General features: G+C 44.0%; 18 protein-coding genes. 13 read left to right on the forward strand and 5 right to left on the reverse strand.

All coding sequences use genetic code 11. From position 1 onward, the window contains the following. The first annotated feature begins 184 nt into the window (after positions 1-184). The 5 genes from ACFQU8_RS09920 (at position 185) to ACFQU8_RS09940 (ending at position 3,318) form a co-directional block, all read left to right on the forward strand. Complete coding sequence (locus ACFQU8_RS09920) at positions 185-364, forward strand: hypothetical protein (RefSeq protein WP_382359359.1); 180 nt, start codon at positions 185-187, stop codon at positions 362-364. A 603-nt stretch (positions 365-967) separates the two neighbouring features. Beyond that, positions 968-1,147, forward strand: coding sequence for a hypothetical protein (locus ACFQU8_RS09925; protein WP_382359362.1), 180 nt, complete (start codon positions 968-970; stop codon positions 1,145-1,147). A gap of 163 nt (positions 1,148-1,310) precedes the next feature. Beyond that, entirely contained in the window at positions 1,311-1,742 is a 432-nt protein-coding gene (locus tag ACFQU8_RS09930) for a hypothetical protein (protein ID WP_382359365.1), read from the forward strand. A gap of 228 nt (positions 1,743-1,970) precedes the next feature. After that, positions 1,971-2,297, forward strand: a complete 327-nt coding sequence (locus ACFQU8_RS09935; RefSeq protein WP_382359368.1) for a hypothetical protein — start codon at positions 1,971-1,973, stop codon at positions 2,295-2,297. 64 nt (positions 2,298-2,361) lie between these two features. Then, on the forward strand, positions 2,362-3,318 hold the full coding sequence (locus ACFQU8_RS09940) for a threonine ammonia-lyase (RefSeq protein WP_382359371.1): 957 nt from the start codon (positions 2,362-2,364) through the stop codon (positions 3,316-3,318). A 57-nt stretch (positions 3,319-3,375) separates the two neighbouring features. Here ACFQU8_RS09940 and ACFQU8_RS09945 read toward each other — a convergent pair whose 3' ends face one another. Both ACFQU8_RS09945 and ACFQU8_RS09950 read right to left on the reverse strand, forming a co-directional pair. Next, the gene (locus tag ACFQU8_RS09945; protein WP_382359374.1) at positions 3,376-4,587 is read right to left on the reverse strand and encodes a CynX/NimT family MFS transporter; all 1,212 of its coding nucleotides are present in this window, start codon (positions 4,585-4,587) and stop codon (positions 3,376-3,378) included. Positions 4,588-4,789: 202 nt separating this feature from the next. Next, the gene (locus tag ACFQU8_RS09950) at positions 4,790-6,046 is read right to left on the reverse strand and encodes a YeeE/YedE family protein (RefSeq protein ID WP_382359377.1); all 1,257 of its coding nucleotides are present in this window, start codon (positions 6,044-6,046) and stop codon (positions 4,790-4,792) included. A 275-nt stretch (positions 6,047-6,321) separates the two neighbouring features. On the opposite strand from ACFQU8_RS09950, the gene ACFQU8_RS09955 reads away from it, so the two are divergent. The 6 genes from ACFQU8_RS09955 to ACFQU8_RS09980 all read left to right on the forward strand — a co-directional run bounded on the left by ACFQU8_RS09955 (position 6,322) and on the right by ACFQU8_RS09980 (position 13,178). Beyond that, entirely contained in the window at positions 6,322-7,923 is a 1,602-nt protein-coding gene (locus tag ACFQU8_RS09955) for an ATP-binding protein (RefSeq protein ID WP_382359380.1), read from the forward strand. Then, positions 7,924-8,628 carry a response regulator gene (locus ACFQU8_RS09960; RefSeq protein WP_382359382.1) on the forward strand — a complete coding sequence of 235 codons (705 nt, stop codon included), beginning with the start codon at positions 7,924-7,926 and terminating at the stop codon, positions 8,626-8,628. Positions 8,629-8,740: 112 nt separating this feature from the next. Continuing rightward, entirely contained in the window at positions 8,741-9,757 is a 1,017-nt protein-coding gene (locus ACFQU8_RS09965; protein WP_382359385.1) for a tripartite tricarboxylate transporter substrate binding protein, read from the forward strand. 73 nt (positions 9,758-9,830) lie between these two features. Further along, complete coding sequence (locus tag ACFQU8_RS09970; protein ID WP_382359388.1) at positions 9,831-10,274, forward strand: tripartite tricarboxylate transporter TctB family protein; 444 nt, start codon at positions 9,831-9,833, stop codon at positions 10,272-10,274. Between the two features lie 15 nt (positions 10,275-10,289). After that, entirely contained in the window at positions 10,290-11,789 is a 1,500-nt protein-coding gene (locus tag ACFQU8_RS09975) for a tripartite tricarboxylate transporter permease (protein ID WP_382359391.1), read from the forward strand. Between the two features lie 12 nt (positions 11,790-11,801). Next, positions 11,802-13,178, forward strand: coding sequence for an SLC13 family permease (locus tag ACFQU8_RS09980; RefSeq protein ID WP_382359394.1), 1,377 nt, complete (start codon positions 11,802-11,804; stop codon positions 13,176-13,178). Positions 13,179-13,338: 160 nt separating this feature from the next. Here the strand turns inward: ACFQU8_RS09980 and ACFQU8_RS09985 are convergent, their stop codons facing one another. Continuing rightward, on the reverse strand, positions 13,339-14,448 hold the full coding sequence (locus ACFQU8_RS09985; protein ID WP_382359397.1) for a C40 family peptidase: 1,110 nt from the start codon (positions 14,446-14,448) through the stop codon (positions 13,339-13,341). A 442-nt stretch (positions 14,449-14,890) separates the two neighbouring features. On the opposite strand from ACFQU8_RS09985, the gene ACFQU8_RS09990 reads away from it, so the two are divergent. After that, entirely contained in the window at positions 14,891-15,655 is a 765-nt protein-coding gene (locus ACFQU8_RS09990) for a tyrosine-protein phosphatase (RefSeq protein WP_382359400.1), read from the forward strand. A 110-nt stretch (positions 15,656-15,765) separates the two neighbouring features. Then, positions 15,766-18,039, forward strand: coding sequence for an ATP-binding cassette domain-containing protein (locus tag ACFQU8_RS09995; protein ID WP_382359403.1), 2,274 nt, complete (start codon positions 15,766-15,768; stop codon positions 18,037-18,039). An 854-nt stretch (positions 18,040-18,893) separates the two neighbouring features. On the opposite strand, the gene ACFQU8_RS10000 is transcribed toward ACFQU8_RS09995, so the two are convergent. Both ACFQU8_RS10000 and ACFQU8_RS10005 read right to left on the reverse strand, forming a co-directional pair. After that, positions 18,894-19,070, reverse strand: coding sequence for a hypothetical protein (locus tag ACFQU8_RS10000; RefSeq protein WP_382359406.1), 177 nt, complete (start codon positions 19,068-19,070; stop codon positions 18,894-18,896). Positions 19,071-19,305: 235 nt separating this feature from the next. Further along, on the reverse strand, positions 19,306-19,758 hold the full coding sequence (locus ACFQU8_RS10005; RefSeq protein WP_382359409.1) for a hypothetical protein: 453 nt from the start codon (positions 19,756-19,758) through the stop codon (positions 19,306-19,308). Positions 19,759-19,959: the final 201 nt, after the last annotated feature.

The following is a 19,959-nucleotide window of genomic DNA, read 5'->3' on the forward strand; positions in this document are numbered from 1 at the left end:
AATTACGTTAGATGGAACGCGGAATGCGGGGAAACTTGCACGTTCCGTGTGGAGCAGGGGAAAAGCCGGAGATAACTTCAAACGCTTACCTATTGCTGACGATTGTCGCACAAAGTTGTGCCAGCACGGGTCAATTAATGGAACAAGTAAAAATTTAAATTATTTAGAGGAAGGATGATAGGTAATGGGCGGAAGTAAAATATTTGTATTGTATCTCTTAGCATTAATGGGGCTAATCGGATTAGCAGGAATGGCTTTCGGATATACTGAACCATCCTTAATAAAAGCTGCTTTATTTATTGTCGGAATTACGTTATTGCTTATTTCTGTATTTAAAGAAAAAACAAAGCTAAAAAGTATTTAATAATATGATGATTTAGTTATATGTACGTAAAAAGCCACTCCGCAAACGGGCGCAATTCTGGAATAAGAAATGTGGCGTTATCGGGCCAGATTGTGGAGTAGAACTGATACAGGGAGAAATAAATATTATTATAAAATCGATTGTTGCCGCCTTAATAACTGGAGCCCTCTACTTTATTTTTGTAGTACCAATTATTAAGAAACAAGGCAAAGAAAATTCTAAACCATACTTAGGTGGAATTATCTTCACCATTCTTATCTTCATTGTATTTTTAGCAATATATAACTTTTAATAAGCTAAGTTGTAATATTTCCGCAAACGGGCGCTATTCCTGAATAAATTTAAAAGCAGACTCTCAGTTGATTGGAGTGGAAGGCGGCGACTCCTGCGGGAATAGCATGAGCTGAAGACCCCGCAACGAAGCGTAGCGAAGTGAGGAGGCTGAAGCCATGCCCGCGGAAAGCGTCCGCCTGGAACAGAAATCAACGGGGAATACGCTATTCCTTGGGCACAGTTGCGGAATAAAATACTGCGTCCCTAGTTGTCGAAACGGGCCATTTTGTTGAACAAAATACTATTTTAAAAAATAGCAGGAGTGATTTTATGAAGTGTGATGCCTGTGGCAGAGAAATTAAACCAAATGAATTTATGGCAGTATTAGCGAAGTTTCCTGAAAAAGACCATGTTGGAAGGACAGATGCGATTATCAAAAAATGGGTCAAAACCACTGATGGAGCAATTTATTGCAAGGCGTGTTTTGAAAATAAATTTGGGTCAGATTAAGCTATCGGGCGCATTTATGGAATAAAGCATTCATTTTAAAAAGTCAGAGACGATAAAAATATTGGAAATTATTTTCATGTTTGTTGTAGGATTTATAGTTTTAATCATAGCTGTAATTGCCATTATAAATCAGGTAAAAACATTGGTGAACGGAGGCTAAAATATGACTGCTGCTGAGGCACAGCACTACGAGAAAACAAAAATTTTCTTATTTGTTTTGATATGTAATATAGCAATAGATGGTATTGTCGCTTCTTACCTAAAAACAATTCCTTACGCCACCATAATACTTACTTTGCTTTGTTTCACTATAATTGGAGCAGTAAGATTTAATACAAAGAAATTTAATCGGCTTCGTACAGGGCTGATCATTATTTTAGTTGTGGCCTTTCTTTATGTTTTAGGTTTAAATCACTTAACACCATTATCTGTACCGTATTGGGCCCTTTTTTACCCTGCTATCGTCGGAATTACTACCTATATAGATATAAAATATAAGCCCGAAGGTTTGAAAAAATTCTTTATTCATTTTGCAGGCTTTGTTCTCTTTATCGCAGGTGTTGCATTATATAGCATACAGTTTCCACCTGCATAATGAAAAGTACTACAAAAACAATTTCTAACTCCATCAGGACAAAACACACCTATAAAATAAAAGGACAGAATCCTTTGGTTAAAACAATCGAAAAAAACGAAGATAAATGGGAACCCATTTCTAAAGACACTGGTTCTATAGAATCTGGATCGTTGTATCAATTCTGCCCGTAAACGCAAAAGATAATAATCATCGAGTTTGTTAGCCGCCTAGAAAGGTGGATTATGTTTGCTTGTATTATTCAGTTTTATCCTTGTTATGATTGCAGTTTTATTTTTTCTAATGGGCTATGCCTATCTCAATGACAAGGCCGAAAACATTGTTATGTGGAGCTTTACTGGCAAATTAGAAAAAGAAGTAACCGATAAAGAGGGATTCAAAAAATATAGTGGGAAGCATTCAATCGTATTAGGCTTAATATTTCTTGCAATACCTGTTTCTCTCTTTATCATTAATAGATTTGATTTAAATAGAGAGTTGCTGTATCTTTGGTTCTTTGTTTTTGCTGGTGACGTGATACTAAATAGCATTAAAGAAAGAAAGTTTTTTAAATGACGTGTGAGAGCCATTATCCCGATAATGAGTTCGAACAGATAATGCGAAAAGGTGGGCTAAAGCTGTGATTTCGATTAAAGCTATTGAGAACGCTTCACAAAATATAATTGACGTGGTCCGAAAGACGCCGATGATCACCTCACGCACGCTGTCATCCATGAATGATAATCAGCTGTTTTTAAAAGGAGAGCATCTGCAGCCAATCGGGGCTTTTAAAATCCGCGGTGCCACGAATAAAGTGAAAGCTGCTGCTGAGGCAGGGGCCAAGCATGTGGTAACGGCCTCATCAGGCAATCACGGGCAGGCGGTCGCTTATATTGCCGCGAAACTCGGGCTGCAGGTGACGATTGTCGTTCCGGAAAATGCTGTTTCCAGTAAAGTGGCAGCGATTCGCGGTTATGGAGCGGCTATTATATCATATGGCACGACGTCGACCGAGCGGCTGCAGAAGGCTGGTGAACTGACAGACGACGAGGAGACAGTGTTTATTCCGCCATATGATGATCCGCTTGTCATGGCTGGTCAGGGTACAGCCGGTCTTGAAATTCTCGATCAGATCCCCGATGTTGACGCGATTGTTGTGCCTGTTGGGGGAGGGGGCCTTATGTCTGGTATAGCGACGGCTGTCAAAGAGACAAGGCCCGATGTTCAGGTCATTGGCGTTGAGCCGGAGCGGGCCAATGATACCTATTTGTCCAAACAACAAGGCGCTATCACCGCGATCGATCATGCCGACACGATCGCTGACGGTCTCCGGGCATCGCAGCCTGGCGATCTGACGTTTCCGGTTGTCCAGAAATATGCCGATGACATTGTACTGGTGTCTGAAAAAGACATCCGGCAAGCGCTATTGCTCGTACTGGAGCGTACGAAACAGCTGATCGAACCCTCTGCTGCAACGGCAGTCGCTGCTGTCTTGTCCAATAAGACAGGCTTGCACGGGAAAAATGTTTGCTGTGTGCTGTCGGGTGGAAATATTGCGCTGGATCAGCTGTCCGAATTTATCGGCCAAGCCCGGTGAGCAAATGCGACTCACCATCGCTAACGTCAACACAATAGCCGGGATGCTGAATTATTTTTAGTCGAAAACATAGCGATTGCGTCCGGCTAGTGAACCAAAAATAATCACAAGCAGCGTTACGATAAGCATTGTCGTCAGCGGGATGGTCCAGGAACCTGTAGCATCATATAAATAGCCCATAAACACAGGACCGATTGCTGCTAATAAATAACCAAACGACTGGGCCATTCCAGATAACACGGAAGCTTGTTTTCCGTTGCGTGCCCGTATGCCTACGAATGTCAGGGCTAATGGGAATGTACCACCCAGTCCTGCGCCAATCAGTATAACACTGATAACCATCACGACATACGAGTGACCGAACAATAACCCGCTATATCCGATGAAATCGCAGGCGACCAGCAACCAGACCAGTCCCCATTGTGAGCGGAACTTGCCAGCAAGTACGGGCATAAGAAAACTGAATGGCAAGCCGACGAACTGCATAAACGACAGCATCCATCCGCCTGTAGCCATTGAGACGCCATAATCATGCAGTATCTCAGGCAGCCAAGAGATCGTTATATAAAATAAGAATGATTGAAAGCCCATAAACAGTGATAATTGCCAGGCTAAGGATGATTTCCAGATCGGGATATCAGGAGAAGTCTCCTCACTTGTATTTTCTTTGTTCTCTCGTGGTCTTTTACGGCTGAGATAGATCCAGATAATGACCCCGATGAGTGCAGGTACTGTCCAAATCAATAAGGCCACTTGCCATCCCAGTCCGATTCCTTCAGCTACTGGTATGCTTAAACCGGAAGCGACAGCAGCCATGGCATTCATGGCAGTTGAATAAATGCCCGTCATAAGTTCTGACTTTTTGGGAAGTTTTTCTTTAATGGCTGCAGGAAGCAGCACATTACCAAAAGCAATTCCAATACCAACAAGAAATGTTCCAATATATAATAACGACACAGAAGAAATCGAGCGCATACTAATCCCAATTGCTAATAAAACCAATCCCACTAATAAAGCTTTTTCATTGGAAAAGCGATTTCCGATTTTCGGTGCAAGAGGTGAAGCAGCTGCGAATGCAAGAAGCGGCAAACTTGTAATAACGCCTGCAGCCCCATTTGAAAGTCCCATATCATCGCGTATCAGGCCAATGACCGGACCAACTGATGTAATGGCTGGGCGTAAGTTAAATGCTGTAACGATAATAGCTGCATAGAGCATAAAACGGTACAAACGATTTGTTTTATCGTTTGTCAGCGTATTTCCATCCATAATAAACCCTCCATTCTTTTGAGTAATGACCGCAAACATAGCACAATATAATACGATAACATTTTTTGGGCAAAATTCATAAAGGTTTACTCAAGGAAGGGAATAAAGCGCTGAGTACGAGGAGGCTTACCAGCCGCCTGCAAGCCTCGTCAAGCAAGCGTTATCTGGTGGTCTCCACTTTTGCCTCAGCCCTATGCTGCTATCAGCAAAAGAAATCATTTTTGTTAGGGTTATTCATTCCGAACAGCGGGCGAAGATAAAGGGCAGCAAAGGTACCGGCAAGTGCGACGATTCCCCAGATCCAGCCGTGCAGACTAAATGAAGCAATACCGCCGAAATACGCACCAATATTACAGCCAAAAGCAAGCCGGGCGCCGTATCCCATCAAGACGCCGCCGACAAGGGAGGCAAGTGCCACGCCTTTTTTCATCCTTTTCGGTTTGAACAACCCACCTGAAGAGGAAGCGATAAACGCCCCGAGAATAATGCCGAAGTTCATGACACTCGTCGAATCCTTGAATACAGATTCGGTCAAAGCAGCACTTCGATCACCGCTCCAATACGTCCATTGGGACACGTCGATACCTAATGCACTAACTAGTTTAGAGCCCCATAAGGCAAATCCGGACGTAATGCCCCACGGACTTCCTCTGACAATTAACACCAGGGCATTTAATACAGCTAGAATGACAGCTGCGGTAAGCAACGGCCATGAACCGCGCAGGATTCGTTTCCAGCCTTTTTCCGAGGGCAGGGCCTTCATTTTTGGCGGCCTTTTCCGTTTGGCAACTTTCATGGTTATCCAAAAGATGACAGCAAACAAAGCGATCTGAACAAGCCAAGCGCCAAAATAGCCGAGGTTTGTCGATGTCGCGAGTGAAAATGCGGGCAGACTTGGCATATCATTTACCCAGAATCCCCAATGATCGGCCCCCATGACCGAACCGGCTATGAATCCAAGCAATGTCAAAACGGTCGGTGTTTCCCCGCTTCCGACATGATAAAGTGTTCCTGATGCACAGCCGCTTCCAAGCTGCATGCCAATACCAAACATAAATGATCCTACTAGGAGACTGACGCCAACGGGTGAAACATACCCGCTTGGACCCGAGCCAGTCAGCGAAAAATCAACTGTGAATATAAGTGCAAAGAGGCTGGAGGCAACGGCAAGCAAGACCAGATGGGCCTGTATTCCCTGCACATTGCCCACGGACATCAGCCGGCGAAAAGCGGACGTAAAGCTGAAGCGGGCATGAAACAAGGTGAATCCGAGGGCTATTCCCAGTGCATATAAAATACCTTGAATAGCGGAAACGCTCATAAAAATATAGGCACCTAGGATCACCGTGACAATAGAACCCAAAATGACATGCGGTTTTTGCCAATGACTCAGCGGCGGATTTGGGTTATCCGCTTGATCATGAAATGATTGCGCAGCAGCTTTTTGAGCAGTACTCATTTAAATCCTCCTTTTCATATCATTTTACTAAGGATTAAATCATGATGTGATTATAGCTTACGCATCGCTTGCTGTAAAGACCTTAGTTGGATGAAGCTATTTATATATGAATCATGGCGATCATTTATCCGAAGGCGTGCAGCCATCGTCTTCATGTGAGCACAAGGCGCGCCCATTCATGCAACCCAATTAATTGCCCAATGTTTTAAAATTTCCTATACTTATCCGTGACACATGAAGGATATATTTAATTCAGATAAAGCAGGTGACGTTTGGTGAAACAGCGGTTGCTGAATGTATCGATACAGACAAAAATAGCTGGGATCGTTATTGGCATTATCGTGATGATTGTGGTTTTATTGCTGAGCGCTGTCACGTACACTGAAATCAAGCAATTATATGCGAATAAAAATAGTCTGAGCCTGCAGACAGCGAAAACCATATCCTTCGTGCCTGCCGTGAAGGAGGCCTTGCGGGATCAGGACGGGGAACGACTCGAAGCTTTAACCAAGCAGCTTGATATTCCGGCTCAAGCGGACTACATTGTGATTCAGAACCGCCAGGGGACTGTTTTATCGCATCCGAATGAAGCTATGATTGGTATTGAGCAGGCGTTTCAGGATGGGTATAAGGCGGCTGTATTTGGCGGTTACTATAATATTGATTCTTCTAAATGGATTGGGCCATCTGTTACAGGAAAAGCACCCATCATGAATGAACGCGGAAATGTGCTTGGTGTCGTAACAGTTGGCTACTTAAAAGAAAACATTAATGATGTGGTTGCGCATCGTCTGCGGCGAAATATCTATCTATCTATTTTAGCGATTATAGTCGGTTTTGCTGCCAGTTATATGCTCGCCAGACATATCAGGAAGGATACCCTAGGCCTGGAACCGCGTGAGATTGCCACCTTGTACCGGGATCGTGCAGCTATTCTATCTTCTATTAATGAAGGTGTTATTGCAACCGACAAGAAGGAGAAGGTAACGCTTATCAATGAAACAGCTAAACAACTCCTGCAACTGAATGACCGTGATGTTAATCAAACGATTGATCAAGTGCTGCCTGATGTTCACCAAGGCCGTCTCACGAAGCAGACACCTATCGTTAATCAGGAAATGCATATCAACCGGCGAACAATTATTGTCAATATGGCTCCCATTATCAAAGAAAACGCTTATATGGGAACGGTTATGACGTTTAGAGATAAAACGGATGTAACAGAAATGCTGGATACCCTGTCAGAGGTAAAACGCTATTCGGATGATTTGCGCGCCCAAACACATGAGTTTTCCAATAAGCTATACGTCATTTCCGGCTTAATTCAGCTGGAAAAGTACGATGAGGCTCTGGAGATGATTCGTGAAGAGGCAAATGATGACCAGCAAATAAATAAATTGATTTTTGACCAAATATGGGATTCGAAAGTGCAAGCCGTATTGCTCGGCAAAATGAATAAGGCATCGGAAAAGAAAATTGACTTTCAGGTGGATGACCAAAGTCAGCTTGACCGGCTGCCAGGGCATATTAAATCGTCGGATATTATTACAATTATCGGGAATCTAATTGATAATGCGTTTGATGAAGTACTTAAGCAAAACAATCGCTATGTCACGTTTTCCGCATTGGATATCGGCCATGATATTATTTTTGAAGTAACCGATAACGGAAGCGGGATCAGGGAGGAAGCTATTCAGGATGTTTTTGCACAGCATTATTCTACTAAATCCAGCGACAATGGTGAGCATCGCGGCTATGGATTGTATAATATGAAGCAAGCTGTTGAAGCATTGCGCGGCCATATTGAGATAGATTCAAATGAGTACGGGACAGCGATTACTGCCTACATGCCAAAAGAACGGGAGGAGGGATCCTAAATGATTCGGGTTGCCATTGCAGAAGATGATTTTCGCGTTGCCAATATCCATGAAGGGTTTTTAGAAAAAATAGACGGTGTAGAGGTGGCTGGACAAGCTATGAATGGAAAAGAAACCGTTCAGCTGCTGAATGAACAGGAAGTGGATTTGCTCCTGCTCGATATTTATTTGCCCGACATGATGGGCATCAATTTGATTACACAAATCCGTGATATGCAACCGTATTTAGATATTATCATCATTACGGCTGCTGATGAAAAGAATCTGCTGGAGAAAAGTTTGCGCCAGGGTGTTTTTAACTATCTGATCAAGCCTGTTTCACTGGAGCATTTCATGAAGGTTATCGAAAATTATAAGGAGCGGCAAAGCGTGCTGCAGCAGCAAGATAAAATTGATCAGAACATGCTGGATCATTTATTCACACAATCAGATAAACCGGCTGCAGATACAGAAACGAATGACGAAACATACGAAAACCTTCCCAAAGGCATTGATCAGGTTACCCTGAAAAAGATTAACAACTATATCAGCCATCATCCTGATCCTGTCACGGCTGAAGAAATGGGGATACAGATTGGTTCGTCGCGGACAACTGCCAGAAGGTATCTCGAGTATTTAGTGTCGATTAATCGTGTTTTTGTGGAACAGGAGTATGGTATTGTCGGCCGTCCGGAACGAAAGTATGTGCCGAATCATGGCTCGTGAACAAAATGAACAAAATGAATAAAACATGGTTTATTTCATTAAATTTGAAAACGATTACAAAAGCGAATTTTGAGTTTATTATGTACTTAATATAAAAAGAAAGGTGGATATCATGCGTAAATTCATAGGGGTTTTACTGTTGCTGGCCGTGATTACTGTAGCCGGTTGCTCATCGTCATCTGATGGGGATGGCGGCAAGGATAAAGAAGGAGAGGCCTCCGGCGGTTCCGATTTCCCGGAGAAGAACATTGAAATTGTAGCTCCCGCATCGCCTGGTGGCGGCTGGGATGGAACGGCCCGGGCCATGCAGAAAATTTTATCGGATGAGGGTATTGTCAATCAAAACATGAATGTCGTCAATAAGCCTGGCGGCGGCGGAGAAGTCGGCTGGCAATACCTTAAAGAAAAAGATGCACATACGCTTGCTATTAATTCCAGCTTGGTGATTACGAATAACGTATTGGGTCAAAGTGACCTGACGTATAAAGATTTCACACCGCTGGCAACGCTCACAACCGAGTGGGTCGCTCTTGCAGTAGCACCAGATTCAGATATGACATCCGGCAAAGAGGTCATGCAGAAGCTGAAAGATGATCCGAAGTCGCTAAAAATTGGTGTTGCACCAAGCTTAGGCAATGATGATCACCTATCCTTTATACAGGCAGCTAAGGAATTTGGCGTTGATGTAACAAAAATTGATTTCCAGGTATATGAAAGCGGCGGTGACGTCGTAACAGCTCTCCTGGGAGGTCATGTGGATGCCGCAACGATGTCAGTATCAGAAGCCAAGGAACAGCATCAGGCAGATAAAATTAATATGGTAGCCGTCTCGTCTGATGAGCGCCTGGAAGGCTTGGACGATGTGAAAACGTGGAAGGAACAGGGCGTTGACATGGTCTTCCCGCATTGGCGCGGTATTATGGGACCACCGGATATGAGTGATGAAGAAATCGACTACTGGGATAACAAGATTAGTAAAATGATAGATACAGATGCTTGGCAAGACGTACTCGATAATAACGGATGGGAGTCCTACTATAAGGACAGCGACGAAACAAAGAAATTCCTCAAGAGTGAGACTGATAAATATGAAACACTGCTCAACGATGCCGGGTTGACAGATAAATAAGACAATAGAATGAATCCACCGGGCTAAACGCAGCCGGTGGATTCATTCTCATGGTGAAATGGGGGAAGTAAGCATGTTCCGGCTGATTATGCCAGTTTTTTTGATTGTATTAAGCACTAGCTACTTAATTTTAACGTTCAATATGGACAAAGCTCAGGTAGGCAATCCAGATGCACCAAGATATTTTCCGATGATAATCGGTTTCTTTCTATTGGTCATGAGCGTTATTTATCTCGTTCAGGAATGGAGACGCCGGAGAGAAATTATTGAAGATGTGAAAGAGCTGTCTTCTGGACGTACGCCGAAATTAATTGGTGTGACGATTGTCCTTATTTTGATTTACACCTTTTTATTTGAACGTATCGGTTTTCTCTATTCAACGATTTTGTTTCTGGGTGCATTGCTGTTTCTGGTTAATGGGCGGAAACATTGGCTTCAGAATATTATTGTTGCGGTCGTATTCTCATTTCTGTCCTGGTACTCATTCGCCCAATTACTGAACGTCAGTCTGCCATAGAAAGGAGCTGAAACCATGGGTGTGGATTTTCAAAATGTCATAGATGGTTTAATGGTATCGCTGCAGCCGGGCAATTTGCTCTGGGTGATGGTCGGTGCTTTTCTTGGAACGATTGTTGGTATGCTGCCCGGCCTTGGCCCTGCGACAGCCGTTGCCGTTCTTATTCCGATTACATTCGGGATGAACTCGACAAGTGCGTTGATTTTAATGGCTGCTATTTATTACGGGGCCATGTATGGTGGTTCGCGCAGCTCAATTTTATTGAATACGCCTGGAGATGGTTCTGCGATCGCTGCATCGTTTGATGGCTACCCCATGACGAAACAGGGACGAGCGGGGCAGGCACTGACGATATCGGCGATTGCATCACTGATTGGCGGTTTGTTTGCGATTGTCGGTTTTGTTCTTTTGGCTAAACCACTCGCATCATTTGCATTAGATTTTGGTCCTGCAGAATATTTCTTACTCTTCTTATTTACCTTATCAGCGGTTGTCTCGCTGTCAATTGGCAAAATGGTCAAAGGATTCATTGCTATGGCCCTGGGACTCATGTTAAGTACCATCGGTGTCGATCTGCAAACGGGTGTCTACCGTTTCACGTTTGATATACCGCAATTAAGCGAAGGTGTGGACTTCCTGATTGTTATTATTGGTATTTATGCGGTCGGGGAGGTGCTGTACAATTACCTTCATCTCGATGGCTTGAGTGTGCAGAAAAACAAGGTCGGCAAAAAAGGCATTAACAAAGAGCAATGGAAACAGTCAAAATGGCCGATTATCCGTAACGGCCCGATCGGGTTTTTAATCGGGGTGCTGCCTGGCGCAGGTGGTTCCATCGCATCAATGCTCAGTTATACAACCGAACGGCAGCTTGCCAAAAAGCCGGAGCGTTTTGGCAAAGGGGCCATTGAAGGGGTGGCTGCGCCGGAGTCGGCGAACAACGCTGCCTCAGTAGGCGCGTTCATTCCATTGCTGACAATGGGGATTCCTGGTTCAGGCACTACCGCCGTTATTCTGGGTGCTGTGATTATGCTGGGATTGCGTCCAGGCCCCTTATTATTTGAAAACAATCCTGATATGGTCTGGACAATGGTGAACAGTATGTTTATTGGAAATCTGTTCCTCGTGGTTCTCAATATTCTGCTGGTTGGGCTATTGGTTCGTATACTAAACACACCGCCTAAAGTCCTGTATCCACTGATTCTCGTGCTGGCGTTCATTGGAACATATACGCTGAGTTACAGCACGGTCGACTTTTACTTACTTGTGATCTTTGGCGTAATCGGATTGCTGATGAAACTGCTGGATATTCCGATAGCACCGCTTATACTCGCATTGATCGTCGGCGGTGATATGGAGCAGAACTTCCGCAAGAGTCTCGTTGCTCATGACGGTATCTGGAATATGCTGACGGCTTCACCTATAACGATTGTACTGGCTTTAATGACGTTATTATCCATATCCTATCCGTTTATTGTATCGTGGGTAAAAAAACGGAAAGCCAAAGCGTCATAAAGCAGGTTCACGATGACTAAACAAACTCGTTTTTTGATTACAATACTTGTTTTATATGTGATTTTCTTTATGCCAATTTGGGACTGGGATACACAGGTGCAAGCATTAGCTTTACTTGTTATCGTCCAGATTCTCTGGATTGGCCGGGTCTTTCCGCTTGCGTTGAGTTCACTTATTCTCATTGCCCTGTTATCCATTCATTTTTATTCGTATGATGAGGTGCTGAATGAGTTCGGATCCGGCCTGGTATGGCTGCTGTTTGCAACATTTATCCTGTCCCATGCATTTATCACGACAGGGCTTGCCAACCGGATTGCCATGATGATCCTTGATCTCGCTAAAGGCTCCGTCCGTCTGCTGCTGGCTGTATCGTTTGTTATGATGTTTGTGCTGACCGCCTTCATTCCATCTAATATTGGTAAAGGCAGTTTAATCAGCTCAACGCTGAATGACTTGCTGTCCCATTTGCGGCAAATTCAGGAAACCTCCAATCTTGGCAAGGCGCTGTTCATCGGTATTGCGTATGTCAGTTCAATTGCTGCAGCCTTTATACCAACCGGTGCCAGTTCTACCGTTTATGCGTTTGGGATGCTCTCAGACGTCTCCGATAAAATAACGTACACGAACTGGCTGCTTTTGTTTTCCTTCCCGGTTGGTCTGTTTGTATGTCTGCTGTGGCTGTTATTTATGAAAGCATTCCCGTCTGAACATGTTGACCGGACTGTTGTCGCCGAATTAATACAGACAAATAAACAGAAACTGGGCCCATGGACAAAGCAGGAAATCAAAATGGCTGGAATTATCAGTTTCACACTGCTGCTATGGCTGAGTCAGCCGCTGCATGGGTTCTCTATCCCGCTGGTAGGACTGTTCGGCGCTTTATTAACGGTTAGTCCATATATCGGCGTTATGTCGTGGGATGAAGCGAAAAAGGGTATTAATTGGGATATGATGATCTTTTTTGCCTCAACACTCATGTTAGCTCATTTGTTGCTGGATACAGGGGTGTTGGATACGATAGCTGGATTTATGATTGCACATGCCAGTAACTGGCCGACTTATGTCATCGTTATTGGGCTGATTGTCTTAACCGCAGTTATTCGACTTGTATTTGTCAATGTGCTCGGTTTTATGACCATCATGCTGCCGCTTGCCATTACGGTAGGTGAGCAAATTAACGGCATTTCACCATTGCTGCTTGGCATGGGTGTTTACCTCGCATGTGTCCCTGGTTTTCTGCTTGTGACTCAGTCACCGGTTCATTTAATCAGTTATTCGTATGGTTATTTTACCGATCGGGATTTGCTTCGCGTGGGATTTGTATCGATGCCAATGTGGTTACTAATTATCTTTCTGAGCGTATTTACTTACTGGCAATGGATGCTGTAAGCGTGGCAAGCGAACCTGATTTGTCCACAGACAATGAATGGTTTGCTCGGCCGCCTGGTTTATGGTGGTCTGTGAAAGCGGCGAAAGAAGAGGGGGGACAAACGTATTTTTAAGTCGCTCCGGAAATAGTTTTGTCCCATTCCCTTCTTATATTAATCAATTAATAAAAGCGCTTGTAGCCATCAAAATACTGCTGCCAATAGCTGCTGTTGACATTTGAAATCGTTACGCCATCGGAGCCGGCATGGATGAAGTCGCCATCACCAAGGTAGATTCCCATATGGGAAATGCCGTTTGCACCTGCATACGTATTTTCAAAAAATACAAGATCGCCGAGCTGCGGTTTACTCACATAGTGTGCACGATTATAGTAGCCTTCACTGGAAAGACGGCTGAGATTTTTGCCGGCTTGATTAAACGTGTACTGAATAAAGCCGCTGCAGTCAAAACCGTTTGTTGTGGTTCCGCCCCAAGCGTAAGGGGTGCCCTTAAGACTTTTGGCCGTGTTAATTAATTCATTAACATCATAGTCTGTGTCGACACTGCTCCCACCGTTAGCATTTGACGTGTTTGAGGAAGAATCCGAATCGCTGGATGTTCCGTTCGCTTGGTTCGAATCGTTTGCTCCGATCGAGAGCTTCTGCCCGACTAAAATTAAGTCAGACACTAGATTATTCCAGTCTTTCAGCTTGTGGACAGATACGTTGTACGCGCTGGCGATGGCCGACAGTGTATCACCTGATGCAACGGTATGTGTGTCTGGTGAGTCATTATTTGCGCTGCTGCCGGAAGAGCTTGTCCCATTGCTGGAGCTCGTTGATTCAGATCCGCTGTCAGAATTTGATTCCTTTTTGTTCGCAGCACTCACACTGAATTTGTCGCCTGGGTGGATCAGGTTTGAATCAAGATTATTCCAATCCTTCAGTTCAGATACCGAGATATTATGTTTGGACGCAATTCCACTCAGCGTATCACCGCTTTTTACCGTGTATGTATCCTTCGCACTGCTGTTATCTTTTTTGTTTGATTCGACAACTGATACAGTCGAATCATCTGTCTCCAGAACCTGGCTTGGATAAATGGTGCTTCCTGATAAGTCGTTCACCGATTTCAGCTGCCCAACATTCGTATCAAGCTGCTGAGCGATTGCCCACAATGTGTCGCCGCTCTTGACTTTATAAGAGGCAGCTTCTGCATCATCAGCACTATATATGGTTGCGGCAATCGCGGCACTTGCTGCTACGGACATAAGGATTTTTTTATTGGCCACGTCATATTCGCCTCCAGATCGTTTTATTCTAGTTGCTAGTATATCATGAAAAAATTGTATAATAAGGTTATTTATGGATTTGTAATCTATTCGTAATCTCCTTGTAATATATTAGTCCCTGCTGGAATAAGACTAATAGAAAGCTTCTGTATCGCTCCATGTGGCTAAGTTCGCTTCTCTTAGACTAGAAACGTATATCACAACTATATGAAAGCTGAGTCATAGTCTATCTGTGATCCTAATATAATAATTTCAGGGAAACGTATTAGTCTTGCCGGGATTGCCAGGAATATCAGGACCCGTCTGCGGAATTTACACCCAGAAGGCGTCATTTTCGTCGATTTTTTTAGTTGAAGGAGCCAGTTGAAAAGCTGTACAATAAGTCAATAAGCCTAAAATGCGTGTATAGTCTGAACATATAAACATAATCAGGAGTGTTTGAATGATCGATATCCATAGTCATATGCTGCCGGGGCTGGATAATGGGCCGCAAACCATGGACGATACACTGGCTATGGCGAAGACGGCTGTCAGTCAGGGGATTGATACCGTTATTGTCACACCCCATCACCAGAATGGTCGGTATCATAACCAGCGTGAAGCTATTATTGGCGTCACCGACTACGTTAATGCTAAATTACAGGAGACTGGCATCGCGCTTAATATTCTTCCCGGGCAGGAAATTCGAGTCCACGAAACGATCACGAACGGTCTGCAGGACGGTTCGCTTCTTCCGCTGAATCAGACAACACGCTACGTACTGCTCGAATTGCCGGAGGACACTCTGCCGTCGTATCTCGCCCAGCTCTTGTTTGACATGCAAATTGCTGGCTATGTCCCCGTCATAGCTCATCCAGAACGCCACAGCATCATCGCCGAAAACCCAAATCATTTATACGATATGGTGAAAAACGGCGTCTTAGTACAAGCGGACGCCGCCAGCCTTGTCGGCATTCATGGTAAAAGGGTGCAAAAATTAACCCGAAAACTGCTGCAAGCCAGCATGGTACACTTTATGGCGACAAACACTCACAGCGCCGATAGTGAAGAATTTCGTCTGGCAAAAGCATACCAATCAATGAAGCAATCAGCCAAATTCAAGCTGCAGGAAAATGCTGAATTGCTCATCGATGGCCAGCCAATCCAACCAGACGTCCCCACCCGTATTAAATTGAAAAGAAACTGGAATCCCCTCAAACGTAATTGAAACGTGTTACGCTGAGGGGTATTATTATAAGAACAGACAGCAAGACCGGCTGCAGCAGGATTCGACAAAAACCGGGAAGTGACAGGCACCACAACGAAAGGACGGATAATGTGTCAGAGGTGAAGGATGAAATTAGGCTAAGAGGTCTTAAAGAAAATAACTTGAAAAATGTTGCTTTAAATATACCGAAAGAACAAATTACTCTGTTTACGGGTTTGTCTGGATCAGGGAAAAGCTCCGTTGTTTTTGATACATTAGCTGCCGAAAGCAGGCGACAAATGACGCTGAACTATCCGCTTTATATCAGAAATCGTATGCCAAAATACGAACGGCCTCAAGCCGATCTGATGCAAAATTTAAGTCCGTCGGTTGTCGTGGAGCAGCGATCTGTCGGCGGCAATTCCCGCTCAACGGTGGGCACCTATATGGATATCAGTCCCTTAATCCGGCTTCTGTTCTCCCGTATCGGCGAGCCAGCAGTCGGCAAGGCGACAGATTTTTCGAGTCAGAGTTCGTTCGGCAGCTGCCCGGAATGCGGTGGTTTTGGCAGAGTTATTGCACCAGACCCCGATAAGCTGCTCGATTATAATAAATCACTCCGGGGCTATGCAGTGCAATTCAAACCCTTATCACCGGCAGGCTGGCAGGGCTGGTGGATGGTGACCGGCGGCTTATTCGATCCGGATAAGCCAATCAAGGACTATTCCGAGGATACGTTCAACTTATTAGTCTACGGGCCCCCGGAAGGTGAACGCGTTTTTGCGCCGTTTCATACCAAACATGGTTCTCAGGATCATGAGTGGGACGGGCTATTACCCCGGTTCAGGCGTCTGTATATCAACCGGGACGTCTCAAAGCTGGCACAGATATCCCAGGATGATGTCTTAGCCATGTCGAGTCATTCTTTATGCCCGACATGTCAGGGGTCAGGTCTCAATCCAGAGGTATTGAAATGCCGGATTAATGGCTTTAATATTGCCGAATACAATCAATTGGAACTGACCGAACTCAAGACAGAACTGGCGAAAATCAACGATCCGCTGGGTGAATCAATCGCGCAGCAGATCATTCCCCAGGTTAAACAGCTCATTGACATGGGACTCGGCTATTTGAGTCTGTCACGGCAAATGGGCACCCTGTCCGGCGGCGAAGCACAAAGGGTCAAAATCGCCCGTCATTTAGGGAGCAGTCTCAATAATATCACCTACATTTTCGACGAACCGAGTGCCGGTCTCCATCCCGATGAAGTGGCGATGCTCATCCAAATGCTGCAGAGCCTTAAAGCGCAGCATAATACCGTCATTGTCATCGAACATGATCTGTCAGTCATTAAAGAAGCGGATGTCATCATCGAAATGGGTCCGGGCGCCGGTTCAGCTGGCGGGGAGGTTGTCTTCCAGGGGGCATTAGAAGGCCTCGAAAACTCGAGAGCCGCAACATCCCTGAACCATGAGCTCAGCATCAACAAGCAGCCAAGGGCTATCAATGATTATTTCACCTTGGAAAACGTTAATCATCATAACCTGAAACAGATAAACATCTCGATTCCCAAAAATGTTCTGGTCTCGGTTTGCGGGGTATCTGGTTCAGGTAAAAGTTCCTTAATGCTGGAGGCTTTCCCGGAGACGCATCCTGAAACCATTATGGTATCCCAGAGCAGCATCGGTATCTCTGACCGGTCGACACTGGCTACGTATATGGGGATCATGGATGATATTCGTGCCATGTTTGCCAAAGCAACAGGCCAGCCAGCAGGCTTGTTCAGTTTCAACTCCTCAGGCGCATGTCCTGTCTGCAAGGGCAAAGGTGTCACAACCCCAGATGTCGCCTTTGCTGATCCTGTAACCATAGCCTGTGAAGCATGCGGCGGCACGCGTTATTCAGAAGAGGCACTGTCCTATCGGTATGGCGGTAAAAATATCGTGGAGATGCTGGAACTAACGATCGATGAGGCCATGAATTATTTTGAAACACCCAAGCTCACGAAACGTGTGAACACGCTCAAAGACGTCGGACTAGGCTATCTGACGTTAGGGCAAACGACGCGTTCTCTAAGCGGCGGTGAAGTGCAGCGTCTGAAACTGGCCAGTCATTTGAAAAAAGAAGGCCAGGTCTATCTGCTGGACGAGCCATCATTGGGACTGCACATGGATGATAACGCCCAGCTTTTAGAGGTCTTTCAAAATCTGGTGAACAAAGGCAATTCGGTTGTCATCATTGAACATAATCTGGACTTTATAGCGGCGAGCGACTGGGTCATCGAACTCGGTCCAGAAGGCGGCAAAAAAGGCGGTCATCTCATATTCGAAGGCACACCAGAAGAGATGCTGCATGCCGAAACACCAACAGCCAAATGGCTTAAAGATGAAGCCCAGGACCATTAACGGTGAAGGATTCTAGAACCTCCTCCACTTACCGGAGAGGGAGATGTATTGCTTAAATGAACTGGCCTTTTAGCCGCGATTGGCATTGAATAGGTACCGAGCCAAATGAAATAAGATATAATTATGTTATGCTGGAAGTTACAATAGATCGGCTTCATATGAGGGGGTGGCGTCCCTTATTCCTTACTTGGAGCTCCCCAAGGAGGGAGGTGGCGCCCATCGATGTAGCAGATGCCTTGGCCTTAATGGTCTCGTTCGGTGCTTTGGTAGCGCTGATTATGTCCGATCATAAATAACCCCTCATATGCCTGGAGAGCGTAAGGGGTTATCTTCCCAGCGCCGCCCCCTTTTGGTGGGGTTCGGTCTATTGAGCCGCAGACACTGTAACGTCTGCGGTTTTTAGTGTATGATCTTCTATATAGGAGTATACTTGATTTTCTCTGTCATGAAAAGGGGAGGCAGGGACAATATAAGTAGTTCACTTACTGTGGAGAAAATATAAAATATAACCATAAATACCACACCAAATAACATTCAAATGGGTGTGGTATTTTTTACTGTCATATCAATGTTTTGATTGTAGTCACACTCGTTTTAACATACAAATTCGCACCATTTTTAGCATAATGACAATAAATAGTGTCATCCTGTTATTTTGTCTTCTATTTACTATGTTAAAACAACTGTGAATTACTGTGTCAATTCGTATGTGATTTATCCACTGTTTTTTTAATTTGTAAAAATTTTTCTGTCATCTGTCATCATTTTTTTAATCCATATGTTAAAATGCAGGAAAATAACATAAATACTGAAAAGATTTAATTAGTGTTGCTTACAGTGCAACAAACGGGCCATTATGTTGAATAAAATAAATACCAAAAGGGATTGAGTAGCATGATGGTTTTAGCACCTTTTCTAGTGGCAGTTTTAATTGGAAGCGTTATATTGTTGATTACTTGGTGGTTTAAAAAAATGGATTTCTCTTTGTTTATACGCACCATACCTGCAGTTTTAACAACAATAGCCGTCATTGTTCTCTTTTACATTGGTTTTGTAAGCGTTAAATCAACCATATTTGCCTCAGTTTTAATAATAGTCAATTTATTTATATTCTTCTTCCCATTTTAATGGGTGAATTTTTATAAAGATTGTTCAAGAAAAGGGCGCGCTTCCGGAACAGTTTTGCTCCTGAAGCGGGACATTTTATTGAATAAGAATTTAAAATATAAAAGCCTGTTACATTCGAAAGGCTTTTGCAGATGTTTTTTATTTAACATTCCATTCAATAGTCCATTGTCCTGCTTTATCTAAAATTGCATCTGTATTAAAACTTACATGAAAACCAGATTGGCGTTTAGGTTTGAATTCAGGGATAGTGATTTTTTGTGTTCCAACGTATTTATTTTTGCTTACCCTTTCGATCCCTGAAGCATGCCCATGTACTCGTTTATCTCCAATATAGACATCTGGACTTTCGATTAACTCTCCTATTGAAGTCTTATTTAATTTTTTACAAGTTGTATCACATGTGACACTGTAATGTACTGCAATTGCGTTTCCATCGTCTTTAATGGAATATTCATTAACAGTCAGCGTTATATCTCCGTCTTTCGCTGATCTGTTCACAGGTATTTTTTCTTCAGCTGAAACAGAATTGACACCAACGAATAAACAAAATAACAATATAATCACGCTGAACTTTATCGGTAGATAATTCATTTTAATACGCCCCTTATTTTAGATTTACTTATAAGGTGTACCATTTTTAATGGGTGTATTCACCAATACGAACCAGCTAATAGCAGAAAGGACTATGCCATTAACGGGCGCGCGCGACAAGTTCCGCTATAAACGCTTTGAGGCGTGAACATGCGGGGAATTTTATTAAATTCTAACGTTACAACGAAGGATGGGAATGAT

Origin of the sequence: Lentibacillus kimchii, from assembly GCF_042666895.1 — a bacterium.
Lineage (GTDB): Bacteria > Bacillota > Bacilli > Bacillales > Amphibacillaceae > Lentibacillus > Lentibacillus kimchii.